General features: G+C 70.9%; 27 protein-coding genes and 3 pseudogenes. 14 read left to right on the forward strand and 16 right to left on the reverse strand.

Translation table 11 applies throughout. The features are described 5' to 3' along the window. Positions 1-25 precede the first annotated feature (25 nt). Genes OH809_RS03705 through dnaK form a run of 3 tightly spaced genes read right to left on the reverse strand, consistent with a single transcriptional unit; the run spans position 26 to position 4019 of the window. On the reverse strand, positions 26-1729 hold the full coding sequence (locus OH809_RS03705; RefSeq protein WP_406424052.1) for an FAD-dependent oxidoreductase: 1704 nt from the start codon (positions 1727-1729) through the stop codon (positions 26-28). 37 nt (positions 1730-1766) lie between these two features. Next, entirely contained in the window at positions 1767-2120 is a 354-nt protein-coding gene (grpE, locus tag OH809_RS03710; RefSeq protein ID WP_406424050.1) for a nucleotide exchange factor GrpE, read from the reverse strand. A 9-nt stretch (positions 2121-2129) separates the two neighbouring features. Further along, a complete protein-coding gene (gene dnaK, locus OH809_RS03715; protein WP_406424047.1) occupies positions 2130-4019 on the reverse strand; it encodes a molecular chaperone DnaK in 1890 nt (629 codons plus the stop codon). A gap of 250 nt (positions 4020-4269) precedes the next feature. On the opposite strand from dnaK, the gene OH809_RS03720 reads away from it, so the two are divergent. From OH809_RS03720 to OH809_RS03735, 4 genes are all read left to right on the forward strand, one after another. Then, on the forward strand, positions 4270-6090 hold the full coding sequence (locus tag OH809_RS03720; protein ID WP_406424045.1) for a PucR family transcriptional regulator: 1821 nt from the start codon (positions 4270-4272) through the stop codon (positions 6088-6090). A 219-nt stretch (positions 6091-6309) separates the two neighbouring features. Next, entirely contained in the window at positions 6310-6984 is a 675-nt protein-coding gene (locus OH809_RS03725) for a formylglycine-generating enzyme family protein (protein ID WP_406424043.1), read from the forward strand. Between the two features lie 220 nt (positions 6985-7204). After that, a complete protein-coding gene (locus OH809_RS03730) occupies positions 7205-7687 on the forward strand; it encodes a DUF2871 domain-containing protein (RefSeq protein WP_406424040.1) in 483 nt (160 codons plus the stop codon). Positions 7688-7976: 289 nt separating this feature from the next. Further along, positions 7977-9476 (forward strand): glutamate synthase subunit beta, encoded by a 1500-nt coding sequence (locus OH809_RS03735; protein WP_406424038.1) that lies wholly within the window; start codon positions 7977-7979, stop codon positions 9474-9476. A gap of 139 nt (positions 9477-9615) precedes the next feature. On the opposite strand, the gene OH809_RS03740 is transcribed toward OH809_RS03735, so the two are convergent. The 5 genes from OH809_RS03740 to OH809_RS03760 form a co-directional block, all read right to left on the reverse strand. Further along, the gene (locus tag OH809_RS03740; protein ID WP_406424036.1) at positions 9616-11031 is read right to left on the reverse strand and encodes a DEAD/DEAH box helicase; all 1416 of its coding nucleotides are present in this window, start codon (positions 11029-11031) and stop codon (positions 9616-9618) included. Positions 11032-11347: 316 nt separating this feature from the next. Next, complete coding sequence (locus tag OH809_RS03745) at positions 11348-11509, reverse strand: hypothetical protein (RefSeq protein WP_406424034.1); 162 nt, start codon at positions 11507-11509, stop codon at positions 11348-11350. 34 nt (positions 11510-11543) lie between these two features. Further along, positions 11544-12764, reverse strand: a complete 1221-nt coding sequence (locus OH809_RS03750; RefSeq protein ID WP_406424032.1) for a cysteine desulfurase-like protein — start codon at positions 12762-12764, stop codon at positions 11544-11546. Positions 12765-12995: 231 nt separating this feature from the next. Beyond that, positions 12996-13172: a hypothetical protein gene (locus tag OH809_RS03755; protein WP_406424030.1), complete on the reverse strand. Its 177-nt coding sequence runs from the start codon at positions 13170-13172 to the stop codon at positions 12996-12998. A gap of 160 nt (positions 13173-13332) precedes the next feature. Next, positions 13333-13842 carry an ArsI/CadI family heavy metal resistance metalloenzyme gene (locus OH809_RS03760; protein WP_406424028.1) on the reverse strand — a complete coding sequence of 170 codons (510 nt, stop codon included), beginning with the start codon at positions 13840-13842 and terminating at the stop codon, positions 13333-13335. Positions 13843-13931: 89 nt separating this feature from the next. On the opposite strand from OH809_RS03760, the gene OH809_RS03765 reads away from it, so the two are divergent. The 7 genes and pseudogenes from OH809_RS03765 to OH809_RS03795 all read left to right on the forward strand — a co-directional run. Then, on the forward strand, positions 13932-14309 hold the full coding sequence (locus OH809_RS03765; RefSeq protein ID WP_406424026.1) for an ArsR/SmtB family transcription factor: 378 nt from the start codon (positions 13932-13934) through the stop codon (positions 14307-14309). Then, a complete protein-coding gene (locus OH809_RS03770) occupies positions 14306-15082 on the forward strand; it encodes an aquaporin (protein WP_406424024.1) in 777 nt (258 codons plus the stop codon). Before OH809_RS03765 ends, OH809_RS03770 begins: the two co-directional genes overlap by 4 nt. After that, a complete protein-coding gene (locus OH809_RS03775; protein ID WP_406424022.1) occupies positions 15079-15495 on the forward strand; it encodes an arsenate reductase ArsC in 417 nt (138 codons plus the stop codon). Before OH809_RS03770 ends, OH809_RS03775 begins: the two co-directional genes overlap by 4 nt. Next, entirely contained in the window at positions 15492-16001 is a 510-nt protein-coding gene (locus tag OH809_RS03780; protein WP_406424020.1) for a GNAT family N-acetyltransferase, read from the forward strand. Before OH809_RS03775 ends, OH809_RS03780 begins: the two co-directional genes overlap by 4 nt. Before the next feature lie 29 nt (positions 16002-16030). Continuing rightward, positions 16031-16459, forward strand: a complete 429-nt coding sequence (locus OH809_RS03785) for a MerR family transcriptional regulator (RefSeq protein ID WP_406514837.1) — start codon at positions 16031-16033, stop codon at positions 16457-16459. Next, positions 16440-16751 (forward strand): hypothetical protein, encoded by a 312-nt coding sequence (locus OH809_RS03790; RefSeq protein WP_406424016.1) that lies wholly within the window; start codon positions 16440-16442, stop codon positions 16749-16751. The genes OH809_RS03785 and OH809_RS03790 overlap by 20 nt, the downstream gene beginning before the upstream one ends. 16 nt (positions 16752-16767) lie before the next feature. Continuing rightward, positions 16768-16881: pseudogene (locus tag OH809_RS03795) on the forward strand (hypothetical protein); the annotation flags it as partial. Between the two features lie 4 nt (positions 16882-16885). Here OH809_RS03795 and OH809_RS03800 read toward each other — a convergent pair. The 8 genes and pseudogenes from OH809_RS03800 to OH809_RS03835 form a co-directional block, all read right to left on the reverse strand. Then, positions 16886-17080, reverse strand: coding sequence for a hypothetical protein (locus OH809_RS03800; RefSeq protein ID WP_266978044.1), 195 nt, complete (start codon positions 17078-17080; stop codon positions 16886-16888). 134 nt (positions 17081-17214) lie between these two features. Then, positions 17215-18105, reverse strand: a complete 891-nt coding sequence (locus OH809_RS03805) for a phosphatidylinositol-specific phospholipase C/glycerophosphodiester phosphodiesterase family protein (RefSeq protein ID WP_406424014.1) — start codon at positions 18103-18105, stop codon at positions 17215-17217. Between the two features lie 326 nt (positions 18106-18431). Further along, the gene (locus tag OH809_RS03810) at positions 18432-19547 is read right to left on the reverse strand and encodes an acyl-CoA dehydrogenase family protein (RefSeq protein WP_406424012.1); all 1116 of its coding nucleotides are present in this window, start codon (positions 19545-19547) and stop codon (positions 18432-18434) included. Further along, the gene (locus OH809_RS03815; RefSeq protein WP_406424010.1) at positions 19544-20731 is read right to left on the reverse strand and encodes an acyl-CoA dehydrogenase family protein; all 1188 of its coding nucleotides are present in this window, start codon (positions 20729-20731) and stop codon (positions 19544-19546) included. The genes OH809_RS03810 and OH809_RS03815 overlap by 4 nt, the downstream gene beginning before the upstream one ends. Beyond that, positions 20728-21693 (reverse strand): NADPH:quinone oxidoreductase family protein, encoded by a 966-nt coding sequence (locus OH809_RS03820; protein ID WP_406424008.1) that lies wholly within the window; start codon positions 21691-21693, stop codon positions 20728-20730. The genes OH809_RS03815 and OH809_RS03820 overlap by 4 nt, the downstream gene beginning before the upstream one ends. Positions 21694-21909: 216 nt before the next feature. After that, positions 21910-24051, reverse strand: a pseudogene (locus OH809_RS03825) (beta-N-acetylglucosaminidase domain-containing protein); the annotation flags it as partial. A gap of 207 nt (positions 24052-24258) precedes the next feature. Next, positions 24259-24687 (reverse strand): TIGR03668 family PPOX class F420-dependent oxidoreductase, encoded by a 429-nt coding sequence (locus OH809_RS03830; protein WP_406424006.1) that lies wholly within the window; start codon positions 24685-24687, stop codon positions 24259-24261. 88 nt (positions 24688-24775) lie between these two features. Next, positions 24776-24925 carry a hypothetical protein gene (locus OH809_RS03835; RefSeq protein WP_406514838.1) on the reverse strand — a complete coding sequence of 50 codons (150 nt, stop codon included), beginning with the start codon at positions 24923-24925 and terminating at the stop codon, positions 24776-24778. Positions 24926-25151: 226 nt separating this feature from the next. Between OH809_RS03835 and OH809_RS03840 the strand changes: the two are divergent. The 3 genes and pseudogenes from OH809_RS03840 to OH809_RS03850 all read left to right on the forward strand — a co-directional run. Then, positions 25152-25560, forward strand: a pseudogene (locus tag OH809_RS03840) (MBL fold metallo-hydrolase); the annotation flags it as partial. Then, positions 25560-25919, forward strand: a complete 360-nt coding sequence (locus tag OH809_RS03845; RefSeq protein ID WP_406425392.1) for a rhodanese-like domain-containing protein — start codon at positions 25560-25562, stop codon at positions 25917-25919. The pseudogene OH809_RS03840 and the gene OH809_RS03845, both read left to right, overlap by 1 nt. Then, positions 25916-26698 carry a sulfite exporter TauE/SafE family protein gene (locus OH809_RS03850; RefSeq protein ID WP_406424002.1) on the forward strand — a complete coding sequence of 261 codons (783 nt, stop codon included), beginning with the start codon at positions 25916-25918 and terminating at the stop codon, positions 26696-26698. Before OH809_RS03845 ends, OH809_RS03850 begins: the two co-directional genes overlap by 4 nt. Positions 26699-26715: the final 17 nt, after the last annotated feature.

Raw genomic sequence — 26715 nt, forward strand, 5'->3', positions numbered from 1 at the left:
TGTCGGAAGAGCGTCACCAAGTCATTCACCCTCGGGTCGCCGTGGCCTTCGTCGCGTGTCGACGTATGCCCGGAGATCCCACCCCCCGGAGGTGCTCGTGCACCAGGCGGACCGCCATCGCGCCCTCGCCCACCGCGGAGGCCACCCGCTTGACCGAGCCGCTGCGGACGTCGCCGACGGCGAAGAGTCCCGGGAGACCTGTCTCCAGGGCGAGTGGGGCACGGGCGAGGTGGCGCCAGAGGTTCGCGGGGACGTCGACCACGTCCTGGCCCGTGCGGATGAAGCCGTGCGGGTCCAGGCCGACAGCCGCGTCGAGCCAGGATGTGGCGGGGTGCGCGCCGATGAAGACGAACAGGGCGCTCGCTGCCAGCACCTGCCGTTCGCCGGTTCTGTTGTCCTGGACGAGAACGGACTCGACCCGGTCGCTGCCGGTGACCTGCCGGACCTCGGTGTGCACGAGCACATCGATCCGGGGGTGCCGTTCTATCCGGTCGATCAGGTAGCGGGACATGCTGTGGATGAGGTCGCCGCCACGTACGAGCAGATGCACGGCGGGCGACTGACGTGCCAGGAACAGCGCGGCCTGGCCGGCGGAATTGCCGCCGCCGACGACGGCCACGGGGTCCATACGGCAGTTTCTCGCCTCCCAGAGGGTGGCGGCATAGTGGACCCCGGCTCCTTCGAGGCGTTCGACGCCGGCTGCGGGCAGGCGCCGGTACCGGGCGCCGGTGGCCACCACGACGGTGTGGGCGGAGATCGTGGCACCGTCGGTGAGCGTCACGACGTGGGACCCGTCCCGCTGTTCCAGGCGTGCGGCTTCGGCGGGGACGGTGATCCGGGCGCCGAACCGGTCGGCCTGGACGGCGGCGCGTTCGGCGAGTTCGGTGCCGGAGATCCCGGCGGGGAATCCAAGGTAGTTCTCGATCCGGGAGGAGGTTCCGGCCTGACCGCCGGTGGCCACGGCTTCCAGGACGACCGTGGCCAGTCCTTCGGAGGCCCCGTACACGGCCGCGGCCAGACCCGCGGGTCCCGCGCCGACCACCAGCAGGTCGCAGACGGCTTCTGTGGGGGTGTCGGAGCGCAGGCCTATCACCCGTGCCAGCTCTGCGTCGGTGGGGTTGCGCAACACCCGGTCGTCATGCCAGACCACCACGGGGGTCTCTTCGGGTGTCACTCCCACACGGCGCAGCAGCACCTCGGCCTCGGTGTCCTTCTCCAGATCGATCCAGCGATGCGGGAGCCGGTTACGGGCGGCGAACTCGAGCAGCCTCCGGGTGTCCGGGGAGAACGCGGAGCCGATGATCCTGAATCCGGTGGACATCCCGGCCAGCAGTGTCCGACGCAGAAGGCAGGCGCGCAGGATGAGGTCGCCGAGCGCGGGTTCGCGGACGAGCAGGTCGCGCAGTTCGGCCGAACCGACCGCCAGGACCTCACCGGGGGCACGGACCACGGCGGTGAGGGAGGCGGCCTGACCCTCCAGCAGGCCGAGCTCGCCGAGGAAACTCCCTGGGCCATGGAGCTGGTAGGTCCTCTCCCGACCGCCATGGCCTTCTACCACGGCCACCGTGCCGCTGAGGACGACGAAGAACTCCTGACTGGGTCGGCCCGCCTGATAGAGCAATTCGCCTTCGACGGTCGGCCACCGCTGTCCACAGGCGCTCAGCACCTGGATCTGGTCATCCGTCAATTGCGGGTACGCGTCGTACGGCGTGGGCGTTTCAGCGGTCACGGTGCACTTCCCTTCGGGCGGAGATGAGGGCGGGACCTCAGACCATGGCTTCGTGGACGAAACACCAGCGCCAGTCCTCACCGGGCTCGAAGGACCGTGCAATGACGATCGTTTCGGGATCCGCGTCGGCGTGGGCGAGGGCCAGTTCGAGGTTGTCGACGACCGGGAGCCAGGCGGCCGTGGCCCTGGCTCGTTCCGCCTCCAGCTCCCCGGGGCGGTCGCGGGCATACCGCTTGGGGAGGTTGTCCAGATCGGCGAGGGCTCGCCGCCACCGGTCCTCCAGCTCTTCGGCGTCGAGGGCCGACGGGCCCTGCGGTGCGGGTGCCTCGTCCCGCGGATGCTCCGTCCGGGCTGCGTCCTCGGCGGGAGGTGCCTGGTCATGTTCCGGCATGACGTCACCTCAGCCCCGGTCGAACTCGGCGTCGACGTCGTCGTCGCCACCTGAGGGTCCGCCCCAGGCGGACGTTGCGCCCTGGTCCGCGGTCTGTGCCGCCGCGGCGGAGTGGGTGGCCAGTGCGGCGTAAATCTGCTGGAGTTCGGAGGTGAGGGCGCGGGCGCGCTCCACCGGCGCCTCGTCCTTGACGGCGGTACGCGCCTCCTCGATGACCATTTCGGCGCGGGCGCGCTCGTGCTGCGGCGCGGCGTCACCGAGTTCTGCCAGCCGGCGCTCCACCTGGTACGCGGCAGCATCGAGTTCGTTACGGGCGTCGACGGCCTGGCGCAGCGCCTGGTCGGCGGTGCGGTTGCGCTCGGCCTCCTCGATCATCCGATCGACCTCGGCCTGGTCGAGGTTGGATCCCTCGCTGATCGTGATCGACTGTTCGGCGCCGGTGTCCTTGTCCTTGGCGCTGACCTTGAGGATGCCGTTGGCGTCGATGTCGAAGGTGACTTCGATCCGGGTCTCCCCGCGGGGGGCGGGCCTGAGGTTCTCCAGCCTGAAGCGGCCCAGCACCCTGTTGTCGGCGGCCAGTTCGCGTTCGCCCTGGAGCACCACGATGTCGACGGCCGGCTGGTTGTCCTCGGCCGTGGAGAAGACCTCGGACCGTCGGGCGGGGATGGTGGTGTTCCGCTCGATGATCTTCGTCATGACGCCGCCCGCGGACTCCACGCCCAGCGAGAGCGGGGTGACGTCCAGCAGGAGGACGTCCTTGACCTCGCCCTTGAGCACCCCGGCCTGAACGGCGGCGCCCAGCGCCACCACCTCGTCCGGATTGACGCTCATGTTGGGGTCCTTGCCGCCGGTCAGGCGCCGTACCAGAGCCTGTACGGCCGGGATACGCGTCGAGCCGCCGACCAGGATGACCTCGTCGATGTCGTTGTCGCTGATCTTCGCGTCGCCCATCGCCTGCTTGACCGGGGCCAGGCAGCGCTCCACCAGATCCGCGGTGATCTGTTCGAAGGTGGAACAGCGGACGGTCTCGGTGAGGTGTTTGGGCCCGGAGGCATCCGCCGTGGCGAACGGCAGACTCACCCGGGTCTGGGTGACCGAACTCAGTTCGGTCTTCGCCTTCTCGGCCGCCTCGAACAGGCGCTGCAGGGCCTGCGGGTCCTTGCGCAGGTCGATGCCCTCGGTCTTCTGGAACGCGTCCGCCAGATAGTCCACCAGCCGGCGGTCGAAGTCGTCGCCGCCCAGATGGGAGTCGCCGGCCGTGGACCCTACCTCCACCACGCCGTCGCCGATGTCGAGGATGCTGACATCGAAGGTGCCACCACCGAGGTCGAAGACCAGGACTGCCTCATGGCCCTTCTTGTCCAGACCGTAGGCCAGGGCTGCGGCGGTCGGCTCGTTGATGATCCGCAGAACTTCCAGACCGGCGATCTTTCCCGCGTCCTTCGTGGCCTGTCGCTGAGCGTCGTTGAAGTAGGCGGGTACGGTGATGACAGCCTCTGTCACCCGCTCACCGAGCGACTTCCCCACGTCCTCGGCCAGCTTGCGCAGCACCTGCGCGCTGATCTCCTCCGGCGCGTAGTGCTTGCCGTTCACCTCGAAGCGGGCCACCCCGCCCGGTCCCTCGACCACGTCGAAGGAGACCGCCTTGGCCTCCTCGGGGACCTCGTCGAAGCGACGGCCGATGAACCGCTTCACGGACGTGATGGTGCCCTTGGGATTGAGGATCGACTGCCGGCGTGCCAGCTGTCCGACCAGCCGCTCGCCGGTGTCGGAGAAGGCGACCACCGAGGGGGTGGTCCTGGCTCCCTCCGCACTCGGGATCACGGTGGGCTCACCGCCCTCCCAGACCGCGATGACCGAGTTGGTGGTGCCGAGGTCGATACCTACTGCCTTGGCCATGAGATTCTCCTCCGTCGCGGCACTGACCGAACACCGCGGCTGCCGGGGGCACGGTCCCGCTCGCGGCCACACATGGGGAAAGGGTGGCGCGGTGACGCACGCGTTTCCCTGCCCCGGCAGGACCAATCCGGGCAGGCCCGCCCGTCCCGCGAGGTCAGGGCATCCGCAGGGCCGGCTGAGGTGGCCCTGCGCCGGACGGCGTAGCGTGAAAGGCGGAGAGCTGCTGTGTCGAGACACGAATGGATCTCCGATGGATGCTGTCCGCTCCGGATCATCGACGGTGGGTGCTGTGCGCCCGATCCCGCAGCGCTGGGCCGGCCGGCACACTTTCCTCCGACTCACCACGGCGATGTTCGACGCCACCGACGAACGCGAGGTGGTGTGGGCGGCCATGGCTGCGATCGCCGTCACCGGGCCGTTCGCGGCAGAAGCGGCCTATGCGGCTCACCACGGCGTCGCCCAGCGGTGCCGCCCGTGTTCCACGGCCGGCTCCGGTCATTCCCGGCCGGGCGTCGTGGCGGTGAACGCCACGGCGGCCGAGCCCGCCGTGGCGGACGACGACCCGACGGCCACTGACGGCGTCGACCGGTGGATCGGTGCGCTGGAGGGCCGCAGCGGGCGCTGGGACGACCAGGACGGCCACTGCCTGTGGGCCCTGGCGCTGCGCCACCGCGGGCGATGTCTCGGCTACCTCGTCGTTCGGATACTGGACACCCCCTCGGCCGAGGAGACCACCGATGCCGAGCTGCTCGCCCGGCAGGCCGCAGCCGCACTCGCGGGACTGAGCCGGCCGTGCGAGAAGCCCGCCCATGCCGAGAGGGAACAGTGGCCGACGGCGGAGCAATCCGGACCGGGGGTCGATCTCAGCGCCACCGTGTCCGCCCTTTCGTACCAGAACGCCTTTCACCGAGCCCTCACCCGTGTCGGGGCCTCCGGCAAGGGTGAGAAGGGGATGCTCCAGGCCCTGCACGATCACACGGGGTTCTCTGCACTGACCGAGGATCCCTTCGGCAATCTGCGGGCGTGGGCAGGCCCCAGCCGCGGCGGACCGCGCCCCGGATCGGCGAACCGGCCCCGGGACGAGCTGCTGCGGCAGGTGCGGCGCCGGCAGGGCGCCGTCCGCGACCGGGACCGACTGGTCGTCCCCATCGCGGCGGCAGGCGACCTGCTCGGACTGGTCGCCCTGGTGGACCCCGACCGACGTGCGGGGAAGCTGGACACCGCGGCTCTGGAGGAGACGGGCCTGGCCCTGGCTCCCGAGCTCTCCCACGAACGCGCTCTCGCCGAGCTGGAGCCGAGGCTGCGCCACGACCTGGTCGAAAGACTGATCTCCGGTGAGGCGACCGACGGCGTGTTCGTCCATGCCGCCGCCCTCGGTCACGACCTGCACGGGCCGCACCGCATCGCCGTGCTGCAGTGGGACGGAGCAGCGGAAGAGGTGACGCTGGGCGACGCCGTCGCGCGGGCGGCCGAGTGCCTGGGACTGGATGTGCTCATCGGTGCCCGGGAAACCACCACGGTCGTCCTGGTGGCAGGTCCCGATCCCGGCGATGCCTTGTACCGAGCCGTGGCGCAGGACCTCGGCACGGCGACCGGGGCCGTCGGCATCGGCAGCCGCTGCGACCTCTTCACCGACCTGCCGCACTCCTACGACGAGGCCGTCCGTGCCCTCACCGTACGGCGCAGATCTCCGGAACCACACGGCAGCACCAGCTTCCAGGACATCGGCATCTGCCGGATGATGGGAACCGGGGACGGCGAACGGGAGACCGACCGCTTCGTCAGGGAATGGCTCGGAGCTCTTCTGGAGTACGACGCCCGACACCACACCGACATGGTCACCACGCTCTCGCACTACCTGGAGAGCGGCGGCAGCTACGACACCACAGCTGACGTTCTGCAGATCCACCGAAGCACCGTGCGCTACCGCCTCCGGCGCATCCGCGAGATCACCGACCACGATCTCAGCGATGTCGAGACCCGGCTCAACCTGCACGTTGCCACTCGCATCCGCAACGTTCTCGGCAAACCAGGAACGGCACGGGCATCGCCTCGTTCGACATCCCCTTGACTGCCCTCGGGCGCGAGGAGCACCACCCCGCCGTCACTTGTCGGGGTGGTGCGATGTGTCCGCTCTGGAGCCCGTCCCACGCCACAGACGTTCGTCATTCCTGGCCGCCCCCGCCTGCTGCGCCGGTGTCGGCCGACACCTGATTCCGGAAATTCCGCAGCCCAACCCACGGGCAGCTCCGAGACGACGACGATCACGCATCAGTATGATCGCCTGCTTATGGACGTGAACGCAGGAATCGAGTTGATCGCCGTTGCGCCGGGGCGGGTGACACTGTCGGACCGACGAACGCAGCGGAGCTGGTCGACCGAGCTCGCGCCCTATCGGTTGGCGGCGTTCCCGATCACTCAGGCGCACTATGCGCAGGTCACCGGTCAGCGCCCGAGCAGCGCGCAAGGCGACCAGTTGCCCGTCGAGGGCGTGTCCTGGTGGGACGCGGTCCGATTCTGCAACACCCTTTCCCAGCAGGAGGGGTTGGCAGCCGCCTATCGCCTCCGCGCGGACGCCGAGGGCATCGAGTGGGACGCATCTGCTGACGGGTACCGGCTACCGACCGAGGCCGAGTGGGAGCACGCATGTCGTGCCGGTACGGCCGACGCGCGGTACGGGCAGCTCGACGAGATCGCCTGGCACCGCGGCAACTCCCGCGAGCGGATTCACGACGTGGGCGGCAAGCAGCCCAACGCGTGGGGCGTGTACGACATGTTGGGCAACGTGTGGGAGTGGTGCTGGGACATCTACGATGCCGAGGTCTACGGCAGCTATCGGGTACTGCGTGGCGGTGGATGGTTTGACGAGCACTGGAGCTGCCGGGCCTCGGTGCGGCGACGCAGCCACCCGACCTTCCAGATCGACGACGTAGGATTCCGCATCGCGCGTTCCGTGCTGCGCTGACGTGCGTCATGTGCGGCGACTGCTTCGCCCGCAGGACCGGCAGAGTGATGGTGGGCGGCGAGGTGTACGGCGCCGAGCAGGGCTGCGGCCCGGGTCGGGGAGGCCGGCGCACCCTCAGACCACTGCAGGGGCAGGCGAGGTCCGCTCGACCCGGCTTTGTGCGTTCTCCCGAACCCGGCAGACAGCTACCACTCGGAGTGCTTCAATGACCCTCGTCGGGATGGCACTTGATCGGCAGGGGGCTGGCGCGGAGATGCGGAAGTCGTACATAGCGGCACACGTCTACATGATTCTGGGAGTGATCTCCGGGCTGTTCTACCGGGAGTTCACCAAGGCCCACGATTTTCGGGGCGACACGCAACTGGCAGTCATGCACACCCACTTGCTCGCCCTGGGCATGCTGGGCTTCCTCATCGTCCTCGCCCTCGACAAGCAGTTCCAGCTGTCCGGGACGAAACTCTTCACCGCGTTCTTCTGGTTCTACAACGCGGGCATCGCAATCACCGTCATCATGATGGGCGTCCACGGCACCGAGACAGTGCTCGGCAAGCATGTCCCCGAGGCCGTGCCGGGGATCGCCGGCCTGGGCCACACCCTCCTCACGGTTGGGCTCATCCTGCTGTTCGTCCTGCTCGGCAAGCGCCTCGACAAGCCCACCACGACAGGGACCACGGAGCCGGAGCCCGCGAAGACCTCGACCTGAACCGTCGAGGCCGGGGAGACCCTCGTGGAGGCCCTCGCACGCAAGGTACGAGGTAGCGGACGAGACCAGGTGGCGCCCGCGCCACCCGCGGCAATTCCCTGGCAGCACCCCCCTGACCGCCTCAAGGGGAACCAGGTGCCCGGAGAGTTCTCGGTCCACGACCCGATCACAGGAGCCGCGCAGGACCGCCCGGACGGGTCCCGGAGTCCGCAGGCCGATGAAAGCGGTAGAAAGCAGGCGTAGGCTGGCCGAAACGCCGGTACACCGCAAGGGGCGATGGAGGCGGCGCATGACCGACCCTTTCGGCTTCCTCAAAGTTCCCCGCCGGCCCGCCCCGGCACGCCCCGTCGATGAACGACTGAGCGACTGGGACGAGGTCTACGCGGGCCAGCCACGCCTTCCGCTCGTGTCCGAGCAAGCGGGACGCTGCATGGACTGCGGCATACCGTTCTGCCACCACGGCTGCCCGTTGGGAAACCTCATCCCCGAGTGGAACGCCTACGCGGCACGGGCCGACTGGCGGGCCGCCGCCGAGCGACTGCACGCAACGAACAACTTCCCGGAGTTCACCGGGCGGCTGTGCCCGGCGCCGTGCGAGGACGCGTGCGTGCTCACCATCAATGCCGATCCAGTGACGATCAAGAACGTCGAACAGGCGATCGCCGATCAGATCTGGGCGTGCGGGTACGCGACACCGCAACCGCCCGAGCGGCTCAGTGGGAAGACGGTCGCCGTCATCGGCTCCGGACCCGCCGGACTGGCGGCAGCGCAACAGCTCACTCGCATCGGTCACACCGTTGCCGTCTACGAGCGGGCCGACCGCATCGGCGGTCTGCTGCGCTACGGGATCCCCGCATTCAAGATGGAGAAGCACCACCTGAACTGCCGCATCGAGCAGATGCGGACCGAAGGGACCAAGTTCCGCACGGGTGTGGACGTCGGCGGCGATCTCGACGCCACCGAACTCAGAAGACGTCACGACGCGGTGGTCGTCGCCGTAGGGGCCAGGGGACAACGTGAGCTGCCCGTCCCCGGTCGCGAGCTGGACGGCATTCATCAGGCCATGGACTATCTGACCCTCGCCAACCGGGTCAGGGAGGGCGACTACGTCTCGCCTCCCGTCACCGCCGAGGGCAAGCACGTGGTGATCATCGGCGGCGGGGACACCGGCTCGGACTGTCTCGGCACCGCCCTGCGCCAGGGCGCGAGCTCCGTGGTGCAGCTGGATATCAATCCGGAGCCCGGCGAGACCCGGCGGGACACCGAGCCCTGGCCCACGTATCCGAAGGTCTATCGGATCTCCCATGCCCATGAGGAGGCCCGGGGGCGGAAGGGCGCGGATCCGAGAGTCTTCGCCTCCGCCACCCTCCGTTTCGAAGGGGACAAGACCGGCCACGTGCGCGGACTGCGCCTGGCGAAGGTGGAACCCGTGGTCAGAAGGCCGCGGCCGGGCACCGAGCATCTGATGGCGGCGGATCTGGTCCTGCTCGCCCTCGGCTTCCACGGTCCCGAACGGGGCACCGGTCTCATGAAGCAACTCGGGCTCACCCTGGACGACCGGGGGAACTTCGCCCGGGATGCCGCTTTCGCTGCCGAGACGGTCGAGCAGACGGTCCGCACCAGGATGGACGGGATCTTCATCGCCGGTGACGCGGGACGTGGCCAGTCCCTCGTGGTGTGGGCCATCGCGGAGGGCCGGTCCGCCGCGGCCGCGACGGACCGGTTCCTGAGTGGCTCCACCGTGCTGCCGGCTCCCATCACGCCAGGGGACCGGCCTCTGGCAGCATGAGCACCTCCGGCACGCCCGTGCCGGTCGGGACGGAACGTGGCTCAGGACCGGCCGGAACGCCTCGATGTTCCGCCGGGCTCGGTGCGCGCATGCAGCCGGTCGTTGTCCGCGGTCCCTCCGCTCCCCGGTCCCGGCCCCGCTACGAGCCGCGGCGCACCCGTGCGGCTTTGCGGGCCTCGGCCATCTTGCGGGCCTCGCCTCCGCGGCGGGACCCGCCACCGGCGCGCCCGGAATCACCCCGGGCCGTGCCCATGCCACGGAACGGCGCGTGGCCGCCGGCGGGACGCGCCGCGGCTGGACCGCCGTCGAGAGGAAGGCCGGACGGGACACGGGCACCGGTGATCCGGCTCAGTTCCGCCTCACCGGAGCGCACCTTGGCGATCTTCGGCGTAATACCGGCGTCGGCCATCAGCCGGCTCATGTCGCGGCGCTGGTTCGAGAGGACCAGGGTGACGACGCTGCCGGATTCACCGGCACGGGCGGTGCGCCCGGCACGGTGCAGATAGTCCTTGTGGTCGCTGGGCGGATCGACGTTGACCACCAGGTCGAGGTCGTCCACGTGCAGGCCCCGGGCCGCGACATTGGTGGCCACCAGTGCGGTGACCTGACCGTTCTTGAACTGTGCGAGGGTGCGCGTGCGCTGGGGCTGGGACTTGCCGCTGTGCAGCGCGGCGGCGCGGACACCGCTGGCCCGCAGGTGCTTGGTCAACTGGTCGACCGCGTGCTTGGTGTCCAGGAACAGGAGCACCCGTCCGTCCCGGGCCGCGATCTCGGTCGTGACGGCGTACCGGTCGGCGCCGTGGACGGTCAGTACATGGTGTTCCATCGTCGTGACCGCCCCTGCCGACGGGTCGACCGAGTGGACCACCGGGTCGTGGAGGTAGCGGCGGACCAGGAGGTCGACGTCGCGGTCCAAGGTGGCCGAGAACAGCATCCGCTGGCCGTCGGGTCGCACCTGGTCGAGCAGTTCGGTGACCTGGGGCAGGAAGCCCATGTCACACATCTGGTCGGCCTCGTCCAGGACGGTGATGCGCACCCGGTCCAGGCGACAGTCCTTGCGCCCGATGAGGTCGTGCAGGCGTCCGGGCGTCGCAACAACGACCTCGGCCCCGGCCCGCAGTTCGCCGGCCTGCCTGCCGATCGAAATGCCGCCGACCACCGTGACCATCCGCAGCTTCAGCTCCCGGGCGTACGGCGTGAGCGCCTCGCCGACCTGCTGGGCCAGCTCCCGCGTCGGTACGAGGATCAGCCCGAGCGGCCGTTTCGGCTCCGCGCGCCGGCCTGCGATCCGCGTGAGCAGCGCCAGACCGAAAGCGAGGGTCTTGCCCGATCCGGTGCGGCCCCGGCCCAGGACGTCCCGGCCCGCGAGGGAATTGGGCAGCGTGGCCGCCTGGATCGGGAACGGGTGGTTCACGCCGAGGCCGGTGAGCGTCTTCAGCAGGGCGGGCGGAAGATCCAGGTCGGCGAACGACGCGGCCGCCGGCAGGGCCGGGGTGATCGTCTCCGGCAGGGCGAACTCGCCCTGCGTGGTGTCCGTGCGAGCTGGGTGCTTCATGACGAGCCTTCCTCGATGTGCGGCACGTATCGAGGAATTCCCGGCAGGCGGAGAAGCCGGCAAACCGCAAGAACGGGCAAATGAAGATGATGGGATCCGACCAACGGTAGCAGCCCAGGCCCACCAGGAGCGCGCCACCTCGATCAGCCGTCGGCGGACCGGCGGCGTGGGGAATGACGACGGATCCGGGCCGTTGCACCGGCCGGGCAAACCGCGCACCCCGGCCGCCTGCTCGACGCCGCCGCACAGGACCTCGGCGTGTGGCGTGCGGCGCGCCCGGGATGACTGCTCCGCCGGTCGTCGCTGCCGCCACCACCTAACGGGACACGCCGGTGCGCTGTTCCAGGGCGCGCAGGGCCCGCTCGGCCCATGTGATGTTCTCCTGCTCGAAGGCCCGGCCCCGCATGGCAGGGCCCTGGCCGACGACGCCGCCCGTCTCGTCGCGCCGTCGGCAACGGCCCGGCGCCAGGACACCCACCGCACACCAGCACCTCGCGAGTGGGCCGCCCGCGTCAGCCGGTGGCGGGCGAGGTGTCCAGGAAGCCGGACAGGGCGTCCAGCAGCCGGTCGACGTCCTCGGCGCTGTTGTAGGGGGCCAGACCGATCCGCAGTCCGCCCTCGTCGCCCAGTCCGAGCCTGCGGGATGCCTCCAGCGCGTAGAACGAGCCGGCGGGAGCGTCGACACCTCGCTCCGCCAGATATCGCGAGGCGACGGTGGCGCTTCGGTCCGCCAGGGTGAGCAACAGGGTCGGCGTGCGGTGGGCGGCCCGGGAGTGCACCGTGACACCGCCGAGGGCGGCCAGTCCTTGCTCAATACGGGCCCGCAGGGCGTCCTCGTGGGTCTCGATCGCCTCGAAGCCGGCGAGCAGCCGTTCCCGGCGAGTGCCGTCGGTGCTGGGGGCCAGTCCGGCGAGGAAGTCCACTGCCGCGCGGGCACCGGAGAGCAACTCGTAGGGCAGCGTGCCCAGTTCGAAGCGCTCGGGAACCGCGTCGGTGGAGGGAAGGAGCTTGTCCGGCCGCAGCGTCTCCAGCAGCTCGGGGCGGCTCGCCAGCACACCGAGGTGCGGGCCGAGGAATTTGTACGGCGAGCAGACCAGGAAATCCGCGCCGAGGCCGGGCAGGTCGACAGCGGCGTGCGAGGCGTAGTGCACCGCGTCCACATGCAGCAGTGCTCCGGCCCGGTGTACAAGGTCGGCGACAGCCGGGATGTCGGGGCGGGTGCCGATCAGGTTGGACGCTGCAGTGATGGCGACCAAGCGGGTGCGCGCGGAGAGCACCTGCGCGATGTCGTCGGTGGTCAACTCACCGGTGGCCGGGTCGAAGTCTGCCCAGCGGACGGCGGCGCCCACAGTCTCGGCAGCCTGGATCCAGGGGCGGATATTGGAGTCGTGGTCGAGCCGGCTGACGACCACCTCGTCGCCGGGGCCCCAGTTCTTGGCGAGGGTGCGCGACAGGTCGTAGGCGAGCTGGGTGGAGCTGCGACCGAAGACGATGCCCCGCGGATCGGCGCCCAGCAGGTCGGCCAGCGCGCGGCGGGCGCCGGTCACAACAGCCTCCGCGTTGCGCTCGCCCTCGGTGGTAAGGCCCCGGTTGGCCAGCGGATTGGCCAGTGCGTCCGCGATGGCGTCGATCACCGGTTGCGGTGTCTGGGTGCCGCCGGGGGCGTCGAAGCGGGCGGAGCCCGACTTCAGGGCGGGGAACTGGGCGCGGACGGCGTCGACATCGAAGCTCATGCGTACTCCTGTAGGCGAGATGACGAGGTGAGCGCCACGGTACGGGGAGCGGGAGCACGGCTGCCGGTGCGGGGAGCCCTGCTCTGCACGGGAGTGCTGCATGGTGGTGCGGCGGGCTCGCGCCTGTCCCCCGCCGGCCGGCCGCGTCGTGTCGTCCGTCGCGCGGACAGGGGAAGGGCGCCCCTTGTCAGTCAGGTCGGCACACAGGGGGTACGGCGCATCGTGATCCGCTCAGACGGACGGCGCCGCGGTCGGAGCGGTCGGAGTGGTCCGCAGATGGTCGACGCCCGAGCGCACCGCCCATGCGAACACGATGAGCGCGACGACACCCACAGTGACGGAGTCATACGGCGCCGGCAAGCGCCCGGAACCGCCGAAGGTGCCGGGCCAGGACAGCAGGGTCAGCACGGCCGGACCTTCTTGCTCAGGAATACGACAGCTGCGGAACAAGTGCTCTGCGCCAGTAGGCCGCTACAGCTTCCGCGCCTCCACCCCGGCGGGCGGGGGGCTGCGGCCCCTGCATGACCCGCGGGCGGCCGAGGCGGAGGAGGGTAGCTGACGATTCGGGTCAGCTGCCGCAGACGCACCCGGCGGCTGCCTTGGCCTCGGCCGGGGTCTGGGCCGGGTCGGCGGCCTGTTTGTCGGGGGTGCAGCAGGCGGTGGTGCCGCAGCTCGCCTCCGGGGCGTCCACGGCGCTTTTGCCGAGGGTGTCGGCGTCGGCCTTGACCACGTAGACCTCCCACGGCTCCTTGCCGGGGCCGGTGACCCACACCTTGTCCTGCAGGGCGTAACAGCAGGAGGTGTCGTTCTCCTCGAACGTGGCCAGGCCCGCCTCCTTCAGCCGCTCGGTGGCCGCGGTGACCTCCTCGGTGGAGGCGACCTCGACGCCGAGGTGGTCCAGGCGGGTCTCCTCGCCCGACTCGCCCTCGATCAGGACGAGCTTGAGCGGGGGCTCGACGATGGCGAAGTTGGCGTAACCCGGGCGGCGCTTGGCGGGCTCGGCGTTGAACAGCTTGGAGTAGAAGGCGATCGAGCCTTCCAGGTCGGCGACGCGGAGGGCGAGCTGGACACGGGACATGGCGGTCTCCCATCAGGAAGCAGCTTGTTTCGACATCTGTCGATACAGTCGACCTTGGCACCGGCTTAGATGGCTGTCAACATAGAGGTATGTCGAAACAATCTGGTCTGCCGGTGCTCGGGCAGGACGAGGTGTGCTGCGTGCCGATGGTCCGCGAGCCGCTGGGTGAGGAGTCCGCGGCGGAGCTGTCGCGGATGTTCAAGGCGCTGTCGGACCCCGTCCGGCTGCGGCTGCTGTCGCTGATCGCCTCTCGCGAAGGCGGCGAGGCGTGCGTGTGCGACCTGACCGGCCCGTTCGACGTCTCGCAGCCGACGATCTCCCACCACCTGAAGGTGCTGCGGGAGGCCGGTCTGGTCGGCTCGGAGCGGCGCGGGACCTGGGTGTACTACTGGGTGCTGCCCGAGGCCCTGGCCAAGCTGTCCGCCCTGCTCCAGATCTCCGCCGTGCCCGCGAAGGCCCTCGCGTGAGCGCCGGGGCGCCGCTGGCCCGGCGGGCTGCTGTCGAGGGGCTCGGCACGGCCGCGCTGGTCGCGGTTGTGGTCGGCTCCGGCATCCAGGCCACCGAGCTCACCCGCGACGTTGGGGTACAACTGCTGGCCAACTCGCTGGCCACCGTCTTCGGCCTGGGCGTGCTGATCGCGTTCCTCGGCCCGGTGTCCGGGGCGCACTTCAACCCGGCGGTCACCCTGGCCGCCTGGTTCACCGGCCGCCGGACCGGCGACGGCCCCGGCCTGCGCGATGTCGCCGCGTACGTACCGGCGCAGATTGCCGGGGCGATCGGCGGCGCGGTGCTCGCGGACGCGATGTTCACCAGGCCGCTGGTGCACTTCTCCACCCACGACCGGGCGGCCGGTCACCTGTGGCTGGGAGAGGTGGTGGCCACCGCCGGGCTGGTCTGGCTCATCTTCGGTCTGGCCCGCACCGGCCGCGCGCACCTCGCCCCGGTCGCGGTCGCCTCCTACATCGGGGCGGCGTACTGGTTCACCTCCTCCACATCCTTCGCCAACCCGGCGGTGACCATCGGCCGCGCGTTCACCGACACCTTCGCCGGGATCGCCCCAACCTCCGTCGCCCCGTTCCTCGCCGCCCAACTGATCGGCGCCGTCCTCGGCCTGGCCCTGGTCGCCGCCTGCTTCGGCCGCCCGGCCCCCGCAACCGGGGACGAGGCAGTCGTCCCGCACCGCGGGCAGCAGCCCGCCGAACCCGCCCGACCTGCTGAAGAAAGCGCCCTGACCTCATGAGCACTCCCGCCCCGTCCGTGTTGTTTGTCTGCGTGCACAACGCCGGCCGCTCCCAGATGGGCGCAGCGTTTCTCACCCACCTCGCCGGGGACCGGGTCCAGGTCCGCTCGGCCGGCTCCGCCCCTGCGGACGCCGTGAACCCGGCCGTGGTGGAGGCCATGCGCGAGGTCGGCATCGACATCACTGCCGAGACTCCCAAGGTCCTCACCGTCGAAGCGGTGCAGTCCTCCGACGTGGTGATCACGATGGGCTGCGGGGACGCCTGCCCGTACTTTCCCGGCAAGCGGTACCTGGACTGGAAGCTGGAGGACCCCGCCGGGCAGGGTGTGGCGGCCGTCCGGCCGATCCGGGATGAGATCGAACGGCGCATCCGCGGCCTGCTCGCCGAGCTCGGCGTCCGGGCGGGGGAATGACCGCCGCCGCGACCGGCGTGCACGTCACGGCGATGCGGCCCGAGCACGCCGAGCAGGTCCTGGCGGTCTACCAGCTCGGCATCGACGAGGGCGACGCCACCTTCGAGACAAGCGCCCCGGTCTGGGAGGCTTTCGACGCCGCCAAGCTGCCCGAGCACCGCCTGGTCGCCCTCGATGACGGCGGCCGGGTGCTGGGCTGGGCCACCGTGGTGCCGGTCTCCGACCGGTGCGCGTACGCCGGCGTCGTGGAGCACTCCGTCTACGTCCACCCCGCAGTCCGTGGCCGTGGCGTCGGCCTGGCGCTGCTGACCGCGCTACTGGCTTCGACCGAGGCCGCGGGCATCTGGACGGTGCAGTCCGGGATCTTCCCGGAGAACACCGCCAGCCTCGCCCTGCACACCCGGGCCGGGTTCCGCGTCATCGGCACCCGCGAGCGCATCGGCCGCCACCACGGGAAGTGGCGCGACGTGGTCCTCGTCGAACGCCGCAGCCCCACCGTGCGCTGACCCCCGCCGGTGCGCTGCGCAGTGGCCAGGTGGCTGAGGCGGCCGGGGTGAACGTCCAGACCCTGCGCTACTACGAGCAGCGCGGCCTGCTGCCGGAGCCGGAGCGCAGCCTGGGTGGTCACCGCCTGTACGGGGGTGAGTCAGTGACCGTGCTGCGGGTGATCAAGGCAGCCCAGCGTCTGGGGTTCACCCTGGATGAGTTCGCCGAGCTGCTGGAGGCCGGGCGGCACCGCCACGGCCGCCCCATCGCGGGCTTGCAGGAACGCGCGGCCGCCAAGCTCGCCGAGGTCGACGCGAAGATCGCGGACCTGACCACCATCCGCACCGCGCTGGTCGCGGCCGTCGAGGCCGTCGAGGCCGGATGCGACGACCTGACCGTCTGTGCTGAGAGCGCCTGCTGTCCCATCCCCTTCACCGACCTCGCTGAGGAGAAACGCCATGCCGGACCGTGCTGCTGACCCGCGTCCCAAGCAACGCACCCCGAAGGCCCTCGCGTCCCTGGCCGGGCTGGCCTGCGTGGCGTGCTGCCTGCTGCCTGTTCTGATCGCTGCAGGCGTCGTCGGCGCCGGAGCCTCCGCCGTGGTGGGGTGGCTGCCCGCTCTCGCCCTGGCTCTGGCCGCGCTGGCCGTCGGCACCTGGTGGTACTCCCGGCGCCGGCGCTCCTGCGCCGCCTTCACCGCCGGGCAAGGCGGATGCGGCTGCCAGGCAGCAGACGACCCGGTGAAGATCACCGGTCAGGCCCGTCGGTAGCGTCCGGTCCACGCCTATGACTGTCGCTCGCTCCATTGCCCTGTTCATCCTGGCCGCCCTGTTCGAGATCGGTGGCGCCGGGCTGGTGTGGCAGGGCGTCCGTGAACACAAGGGCTGGACCTGGATCGGCCGCGTCAGGGCTGGAGGCTGCTGACAACATTCGCCGTGGCCGTCAGTCCCTCCTGGATCGTCGGCCCCATACTCGTACCCGCAAGGAAGAATCCGAGCATCGCGCAGACGATCGCATGCGAGGGTTTCAGTCCGCCGTTGCGGAGAAAAAGCACCGCAAGCATCAGCAGAAGCAGCACCAGTGAGATCGAAATGGCCATGGCCAACCTCCTCCGCCGCGCCGGAATGCGGCATTCGGCCGCCAGTGTGGCGTAGCGGAGGGACCATCCGGCGGACTGGCATGTCCGCCATCCGGGTGTTGACTGGCTGTCACCACCTCGGGCCGTACGGCCTGTCAGATGCCGCCCCGGGCACCCCTGCCCTTCGCACGGAGGAAGAGCTCCAGCCCCGCCAGGTCGTCCGTGTTGAGGTGGTCGACCCCGGCGGCCAGCAATTCGGACCAGACGGCGTCCCGTTCGGGGCCCGCCACGTCGGGCGTGGCCCAGAAGCGCACACGCCGGCCCTCGCGATGGGCGGCGGTGACGAGGGCGCGGAGCCTGTCCCGTTCCGCGGTGGGGAAGGCGCCCGCGCCCCGCCAGCTGAAGCTCTGGGTCCAGTTGCTGCTGATGAGCGGGATGAACGAGGCGGTTGCCGCGGTGCCGAGGTCGTCCAGCCGGCCGTCGTAGAAAGCGAGGCGGGTGCGCTGCGCCTCCAGGGGGACGCGGGCGGCCCGGTCGCCCGATATGACGGGGGTGACTGCGCCTGCGCGGACCCGGCCCTCGTGGTAGGAGGTCAGCATCCGGCGGTAGCGCTGGAGCTGCCGGTCGAGTTCGAGGTAGGCGGCGGCGCCGTCCGTCTTGATGTCGATGAGCAGCTGTACGGGGTCGCGGTGGCCGGGGTACACGGCTCCGTGGTTGGCCCTGACCCTGGCCAGCAGCGGGTCGAGGTAGAGCGACGCGAGGGTGCGGGCGGGGTCGAGACCGGAGGCCTCATGGGCGACGAGGAGTTCTCCGTCCACGAGAAAGATGTCCGCTTCGACGCTGGTGAACCTGTGGGAGAGCGCATCGTGGAGGGGGTGCGTGTGCAGGTAGTCGTTGTGCGCGTGGGCCTGCCGGAGGGGGCGGGGGTGATGGCGGGCGACTGCGGCGGGCTCCGCGGCCGCGGCCGACTGGAGGGGTATGGCTGCGCCTGCGGCGACCGTGGCAAGGGCGGTGGTGACGACGCGGCGGCGGGTCGGGAACGCCATGGGTTCTCCTGGGATCAGGGTGCGGACCGGACGGGCGGACCCGACCGAGTATGGGTCCGGGGCACCTCCGCCGGGCAGGTACCTGCCAAGAGTTGATCCGGGCGTCGTCCGCCCGTCGACTGGTGTTCCCCGGCCGGGCCGGGTTCGTCCAGCACGGATTGGCGCCGCCGCGGTTCTGGTTGCCGCCGTTGCAGCTCCACAGGTTCAGCTGCGCCTCGGCGCTGCCACCGGGCAGGGACGACCAGGAACCGCCCGCCGGGAACGACGAAGGGGCGGGGCTGCCAGGCAACCCCGCCCCACGTCCCTTTGTTCGCGAGGCAGTTGCTCTACGGTGCGGGCAGCTCCACCAGCTCGGCGATGGCCTCACGATGGCGCCCCGCCGTGCCGTACGCGATCGAGTCGGCCTTGGCCCGCTTCAGATACAGATGCGCGGGGTGCTCCCACGTCATGCCGATGCCGCCGTGCAACTGGATGCACTCCTCCGCCGCACGGACCGCGACCCCGGAGCAATACGCCTGCGCCACGGCCACCGCCAGCGGCGTGTCGGGGCTGCCGGACGCCAGGGCATCCGCGGCGTTGCGCGCGGCGGCGCGGGCCGAGACGACCTGGAGCCAGAGCTCCGCCATCCGGTGCTTGAGCGCCTGGAACGAGCCGACGGGCCGGTTGAACTGGTGCCTTTCGCGGGTGTACCGGACCGTCTCGGTCAGGCACCATTCGGCGAGACCGAGCTGCTCGGAGGCGAGCAGTCCGGCACCGGCGAGCAGCCCCTGGCGTACGGCGGGGCGTGCGGCCTCGGCGTCCGCGAGGCGGGTGCCGGTGGCTGCGGTGAGGGTGACGGTGGCGAGCGGGCGGGTCGGATCGAGCGCGACGAGCGGCTCGACGGTGACGCCCGTGGCACCGGCCTCGACCGCGTACAGGCCGTCGCTGGTCGGCACGAGCAGCAGATCGGCCGCGGCCGCGTCGGCGGCCGCCGTGACGGTCCCGTCCAGGGTGCCGGTCACCGTCACGGTCCCGGCCGTTGCGGAGAACGGCACGGCGAGGACCGCGACCTTGCGGCCCGCCGCCAGCTCGCCGAGGAGTTCGCCGACCGGTCCGTCCTCCGTCCCCAGTGCGAGGAGCGTCTCGGTGGCGACGACCGCGCTGGTCAGATAGGGGGCGGGGGCGACGCTGCGGCCCAGCTCCTCCAGGACCACCGCAGCCTCGCGATGGCTTGCACCCTGACCGCCGAGCTTCTCCGGCACGAGCAGCCCCGCGGCGCCGATGTCCGCGCCGAGGGCCTTCCAGAGCTGCGCGTCGTACGGCGTGTCGGACTCGATACGGGCGATCACCGTCGGCGCGTCGGCCCGGTCGGCCAGCAACGACCGTACGGCGGCCCGCAGATCGTCCTCGGCCTCCGAGTACAGCAGATCGGGCGCCAGGGTCTCTTCGGTCTGCGCTGTCATCGGGACAGGTCCTTCCAGGCGACGTCCTTGTCGTTGCGCGGCTCGGCGGGCAGTCCGAGGACGCGTTCGGCGACGATGTTCAGCAGTACCTCGCTCGTACCGCCCTCGATCGAGTTGCCCTTGGACCGCAGATAGCGGTAGCCCGCATCGCGTCCGGTGAAGTCGACCAGCTCAGGGCGGCGCATGGTCCAGTCGTCGTACAACAGCCCCTCCTCGCCGCGGAGTTCGACCTCCAGGCCGCTGATCTCCTGGTTGAGACGGGCAAAGGCGAGCTTCATGCCGGAGCCCTCGGGGCCCGGCTGTCCGGCGACGAGTTGCTGGCGCAGCCGCTCACCGGCGAGCCGGGCGACCTCGGCCTCGACCCAGAGGGTGAGCAGGCGCTGGTGGAGATCGTGGGTGCGCAGTTCGGGATGTTCGCGCCAGGTCCTGGCGACGGGGCCGATCATGCCGCCCTCGCGTGGGATACGGGATCCACCGATCGAGACACGCTCGTTCATCAGGGTGGTCCGGGCGACCTTCCAGCCGTCGCCGACCGGTCCGAGCCGCCTGCTGTCGGGGATGCGTACGCCGGTGAGGAAGACCTCGTTGAACTCGGCCTCGCCGGTGATCTGACGCAGCGGCCGCACCTCGACGCCCGGGTCGGTCATGTCGCAGATGAAGTAGCTGATGCCACGGTGCTTGGGCAGGTCCGGGTCGGAGCGGGCGATGAGGATCGCCCAGCGGGCCACATGTGCGCTGGACGTCCAGACCTTCTGCCCGTCGACCACCCAGTACTCGCCGTCCCGGACGGCGCGGGTGCCGAGCGCCGCCAGGTCGGACCCGGCGCCCGGTTCACTGAAGAGCTGGCACCACACCTCCTCGCCTACCCACAGGGGTCGCAGGAAGCGCTGCTTCTGCTCGTCGGTGCCGAAACCCAGGATGGTGGGGGCCGCCATGCCCAGGCCGATGCCGATGCGGCGCGGGTCGTTGTCGGGGGCTCCCGCGGCAGCGAGTTCGGCGTCGACAACGGGCTGCAGCGAGCGCGGTGCGTCGAGTCCGCCCAGCCCGGCCGGGTAGTGGACCCAGGCGAGTCCGGCGTCGAAGCGGGCCTTCAGGAAGTCGGTCCGGTCGGTGGTGGCCGGGGGGTGGGCAGTGAGCAGTTCGCGGGTGAGGCGCCGGAGTTCGGCCGCGTCGGCGGTCGTCATCGGGCACCCCCCGGAAGGACGACGATCCGGCCGGTGCTCGTGCCGTCGGCGACACGCTGAACGGCGGCGGCCGCCGCGTCGAGTGCGACACGCTCGCTGATCAGTGGCTTGATGACGCCCTGCGCCGCGAGCGCGGTGAGCTCCTCGTGACAGGCGCGCACCGCTGCCGGGTCCTTGGTGTTGTACAGACCCCAGTGGAGTCCGACGATCGAGTAGTTCTTGACGAGGGCGTGGTTGAGCGCAGGAGTGGGAATGCCGCCGCTCGCGAATCCGACGACGATCACCCGGCCCTCGAAGGCGACGCACTTGACGGACTTGGCGTACGCGTCGCCGCCGACCGGGTCGTAGACGACATCGGCCCCGCGTCCGCCGGTGAACTCCTTGACCGCTGCGACCATGTCCTCGGTGCGCCGGTCGATGACCAGGTCGCAGCCGAGCTCATGGGCGGCCTTGGCCTTCTCGGGGCCGCCGACGACACCGATGACCTTGGCCCCGGCGGCCTTGCCGAGCTGGACCGCCGCGCTGCCGACTCCGCCCGCCGCGGCGTGCACGAGAAGAGTCTCGCCCGCCCGGAGGTGCGCCCGGCGGTGCAGTCCGAACCAGCCCGTCTGATAGCCGATGTGCAGGGCAGCCGCCTCGGCGTCGTCCAGGGCGTCCGGGGCCGGCAGGAGCGCCGCCTCGTCGGCGACGACGTACTCGGCGAAGCCGCCGTTCGGCAGGGCGGGGGTGGCGAGCACCCGGCGTCCGTCCGGCGTCTCACCGCAGATCTCCACGCCCGGGGTGAACGGCAGCGGCGGCCGTACCTGGTACTGGCCGCGGCAGAGCAGTGCGTCGGGGAAATTGATGTTCGCCGCGAGCACCTCGATGAGCACCTGCCCGTCGCCGGGCGTGGGCCGGTCCGCCTCTTCGAGCCGCATCACCTCGTTCGGCTCACCGTTCCGGTGCACTCGCCATGCCTGCATGAGGGGCCTCCACAACACTGTCGGCATTACCACTGCTCTCGGGCATACTAAGCGGTCGCTTGCCTCTCTGGGAACAACCCGCCCTGGACCGTTTCGACCGGACCGAGAGATGACCGCGCGCCCGGCACGCCCCGGGAGGTACGGGCATGCCGGGCGCGCGGCCGGCCGGAGCAGGGTCGGCCGGGGTCATGGGCCTCCGAGACGGCCCCTACCGGTTCAACCGACCACCAGCTCGGCGATCTGCGGTGCTGCGGACCCGGCGCGCCAGGCGCGCCAGGCGAGACGTACCGCATCGGCCGTCCGGTCGGCCGGAGTCACCCTGGTGTACGGACCGTCGAGCGCACCGACGGTCCTCCAGGTCCCGTCGGTGCCCCGCAGCTGGATGTCCGCGAGGGCGTTGGACCCGGCCGGCTGCAGGACGGTGACGGACCCGACGGAGCGCGCGGAGCCGAGCCCCAGCTCCAGCGCCTCACCGGCCTCGGGCGCGCGCGCCGCCCGGTAGACGGTGCCGAGGTCACCGTCGGCCGCCGAACGCAGGGCGGATCCGGCGGCGGCGGACGGTCCGCCGGTCACCGCACAGTTCGTCTGGCCCGCGGTCGCCCGCGCCCGCACATAGCGGGCCTTCGTCCCGGCGGGGGCGGTCGCGGTGACGTCCGGCTTCCCGGAGAAGGCGGTGAGCTGCTGCCAGGTCTGCCCTTCGGCGGAGTACTCCAGCACCCCGTCGTGGAGGTAGTCGTCGGTGCTTCCCGGCTTGGCCATGGGCAGGCTGATGCCGCCGATCTCCCTTACGCGGCCCAGGTCGACGGTGACCTGATCACCGGCGGCGGGCGCACCGCTGCTCCAGAAGTACGTCGAGTCGTCGCCGTCGATCATCCGGGCGACGGTGTTGGTCTGGTACGTACCGAGGCTGGTCGATGCCGTGGGCCTGCCGCTCACACCGATGATCCGGTCGTGCTCGGCGGTGGCCTTGTCGATGAATCCGTCCAGCACCCCGTTGCCGACGGTGACCGGCACCTTGCGGCCGTCGAATCCCGTGTAGGTGAAGGACTGCGCCTCGGCGACGAGTGCGGGCAGCTGCTGGCGGAGCTCCCACGCCTGCGCGCCCTTTCCGGCGCGGGCCGCCTCGACCATGCGCAGCGCCGTCCGGGTCGCGGTCGCCCAGGACTCGGTGGCGTCCAGCCAGGGGCCCGAGTCGTCGATGAAGCCGCGGTCCGGGAGACTGCCGCGCAGGCGGTCCGGGGCGTTGCCCAGGTCACGGAGTACCGAGGTGAGCCGGGCCGCGTCGCCGTACTGCCAGTAGCGGGCGAACTCGCCCGCCAGGTCGGGCGCTTCCTGCTTGTTCAGGGCCGAGCTGCAGTTGATGTCGGCGAAGGCACGCAGCGCCTTCTCGGTGCGGGCGTCACCGCCCGCGTACTCCTGGAGCCCCTGCAGCCACGAGGCCCGTTCGTCGTACGCGGCGTCGTTCCAGGAGTAGTCCGCGACCGTGTAGAGCGAGAGCTTGGAGGCGTACGGCTGGATCATCGGGTTGGCGGTGATCCCGGCCAGCTCCCCCGGCAGCCCCTTCTCCCGGCCGTTGAACGGGCCGAGCAGCAGCCGGTTGGTGACGTAGTCGTTGACCGGGTAGTTGTCCCAGGTCAGGATCGGGTGGTTGAAAACCGTGCGGGCGGTCTTGGCCTGGGCAACGGTCATCGTCGGTGCGATGACGCCGACACCCGTCCACTCGACGAGGACATGCGGGTCGAGCTGCTCGGCGAGCGCCTTCTTGTAGGGCGTGGTCGAGACGTTGTAGTACTCGGTGGGCACCATCTGGAGCGGCTGGGCGCCCGGGTGCGTGCCGATGAACTCCTTGTTCACCTTGTTCAGATATGCCTGCGCGGCGCCCGCCGCACCGCCGCCGGTCCCCCATTTCGCCTTGTCCGCCGCACAGTTCCAGTTGGTGTAGCTGATGTCGTCGAGCGGGACCGCGAAGGTGCGAACGCCGATGTCCCAGATCGCCTGGAACTTGTCGACGAGCGCCGTGGCGTCGGCGTCGGAGCTGTAGCAGACGGAGAGTCCGGGCGAGAGGGCGTAGGTGAACTCGACGTGCCGCTGCACGGCCCGGTCGGTCAGTTCCTTGATCTGCGCCAGCTGCTCCGCGGGGTACTGGTCGCGCCACTTCTCGCGGAGGTACGCGTCGTCCTTCGGCGAGTACACATAGATGTTCATCTTGTGCTCGCCGTAGTAGTCGAGCTGGTCGAGTCGGGCCTCGTGCGACCACGGGGTGCCGTAGAAGCCCTCGATGACGCCGCGCAGCGCGGTGCCCGGCCAGTCGCGTACCGCAAGCCCGTCGACCTCGGCGCCGGGCCCGGCTCGGCGCGGATCTGATGATCGCGGGCCGCAGGCCGGAGCGACTGCCGACCGCGCGGGAGGAGCCGGCGGCGCTCGGGGCGGGCACAGTGACGGCTGCGGCCGGCGACATCCGGGAGCCGCTCTGAGGCTCCACGGCCACGAAACCCTCGTCGGCAGGTCCCGCACCGGCCTGCGACGACGTTGGCCGAGAACCGCCCGGTCGTATGGCCGCGCGGCTCAGGACGCGCGCCAGCCGCTCCAACGCAGCACCGAGACTTCGACCATCGGTCCGTCGGGAGGGCGGTCGGCGTACTGCCGGTATTTCGCCGTGAGCAGGCCGACCCGGCGGGCGGCCTCGGGGAAGCGGTCCGGCGGGGGGAGCACGCGGGCCTCACCGTCGGCCCGCACCCACCACAGTCGTTCCCAGTCCTCCTCGTAGTGGTCGGTGAGCAGACAGACCGATGGGTTGGCGGCGATGTTGGCCAGGCGTTTCAGCCGCATCGTCCGTTTCGGTTTGTGGTCCACGGCCAGCATCACCGTGTCGCCGTCCAGGGCGAACACCACCGGCACCAGGTGCGGGCGGCTGTCGGTGCCGGTCGTCGCGAGGTGGGCGATGCGCGCCGCGGCGAACCGCTCACGTGCCTCAGCGCTCGTCAGAGTGGGCATCGCACTCCTTTCGGCAGTCACGGAAGTTCCGGTGGTCACGGTTCTCCGGATCGGTCCTCCATTCCGAGGCGCAGTGGTTTCCGGCGTCTCAGCGGTAACGGGCAGCCACTTCGGCCAACCCGTCGAGGTACTCCAGCGTCTCCCGTTCAGGCATCGTCGGCACGTAGAACAGCAGCCGTTCGACGCCCAGACGGCCATAGCCCTCGATCTGCTCAGGGTCGTCGGGAGCCGCGTACACCGTCACCGGCACCTCTCGCGTGCAGCCGCTCGATCTGTGGACCGAGCTCCTGCGGTGACGCGCTGTTGGCCGGCCACCTCGCGGCGCCGCCGGGCAGGGCGCGGCGGGCGACAGCCGTCTGTCGTTCCCTCCGTCACACCGGGGTCCGGAAATACCCCCCCGGGTATAAGTGCTAACCTTGATGACAGATACCCCCCCGGGTAAACTGTACGGAAGGAGTCATGCCGTGTTCTTCGTCGGCACCCTGGAGACCGCCGGCCTCGGCAACCGCAGCTATCTGGCGGGGGGCCGGCACTCCGCGCTGGTGGTGGACCCGCCGCGCGACATCGCCCGGGTCATCGCCGCGGCAGCACGGCGCGGCGTGCGGATCGCCCTGGTCGTGGAGACACATCTGCACAACGACTACGTGCCGGGCGGCCTGGAGCTGGCGCGTGTCACCGGGGCCCAGTACCTGGTGCCCGCCGCCGCACTGGTCTCCGTCGACCGGGCGCCGGTCGCCGACGGGGACACCGCCCCGATCGACGAGGGGCTGACGCTGCGCGCGATGGCCACCCCCGGGCAGACCCCGCACCACACCTCGTACGTACTGGAGGAGGACGGCCGCGCGGTGGCCGCAGCAACCGGTGCATCCCTGATGTCCTTCTTCAGGCGCGGCCCCGGCCGTGTCACCCCGGCCGAGGCCCTCCGCCGGACCGCCGATGGTGCGGCGGTTCTGCTCGACGTACGCGAAACCTCCGAGTGGAAAGCCGGACACGCCCCGGGCGCCGTCCATCTGCCGCTCTCCCGGCTGGCCACCGGGCAGTCGCTGCCCGCTTCGGCGGCGGGCCGCTCCGTGGTGGTCATCTGCCGTTCCGGCCACCGGTCCCGGCAGGCCGCCCGCATCCTCGCCGGACGCGGCACCGAGGCCGTCGATGTCACCGGCGGCATGACCGCCTGGGCGGCCGAGGGGCTGCCTGTCCTGAACCGTCACGGAGCGGCGGGCACCGTCGCATGAGCACTCTCATCCTGGCCCTGACCGCCGGTGCCGTGGTCGGTCTGGCACTGGGCGGGCTGGGCGGCGGCGGCAGCGTCCTCGCCGTTCCCGCGCTGATCTATCTGCTCGGATTCACCCCGGCCGCGGCCACCACCGCAGCTCTGCTCATCGTCATCGCGACCTCCCTGACCGGGCTGGTCGCGCACGCCAGGGACGGTCACGTCCGCTGGCGGACCGGCGGCCTCTTCGCGGTGGCCGGCATCGTGCCGGCGGCGGTGGCCGGGGCGCTGTCGGTCCGGATTCCGGCGGGGGTACTGACGGCGGCGTTCGCGGTGCTCGCGGCGGTGGCGGCAGTGCGGATGATCCGGCCGCGGGCGCCTGCGCGGTGCGAGGCGGCTCCGGCCAGGCCGAACCCCTCGGACCCCGCCGACCGTACGGGCACCGGGCGGGTCGTCCGCGCCGGGGCCGGTCTCGGCGTCGTGACCGGGTTCCTCGGGGTCGGCGGAGGATTTCTCGCCGTGCCCGCGCTGGTCACCGTCCTCGCCGTGCCCATGACGGCGGCGGTCGGCACCAGCCTGCTCGTCATCACGGTGAACTCCACGGCCGCCCTGGCTTCCCGCCTCACCACACCCACCTCGCTGGACTGGGCGGTGATCGCCCCGTTCACGGCGGCGGCGGTCCTCGGGGCGTGGGACGGGAAGCGGCTGGCCGCCAAGGTGTCCACGGCCGCGCTCCAGCGGATCTTCGGCGCTGCGCTGCTCGCCGTGGCGCTCTTCATGCTGGTCGATGCCGCGGCCTGAGCCACGGCACCGACCCC

Origin of the sequence: Streptomyces sp. NBC_00873, from assembly GCF_045207415.1 — a bacterium.
Lineage (GTDB): Bacteria > Actinomycetota > Actinomycetes > Streptomycetales > Streptomycetaceae > Streptomyces.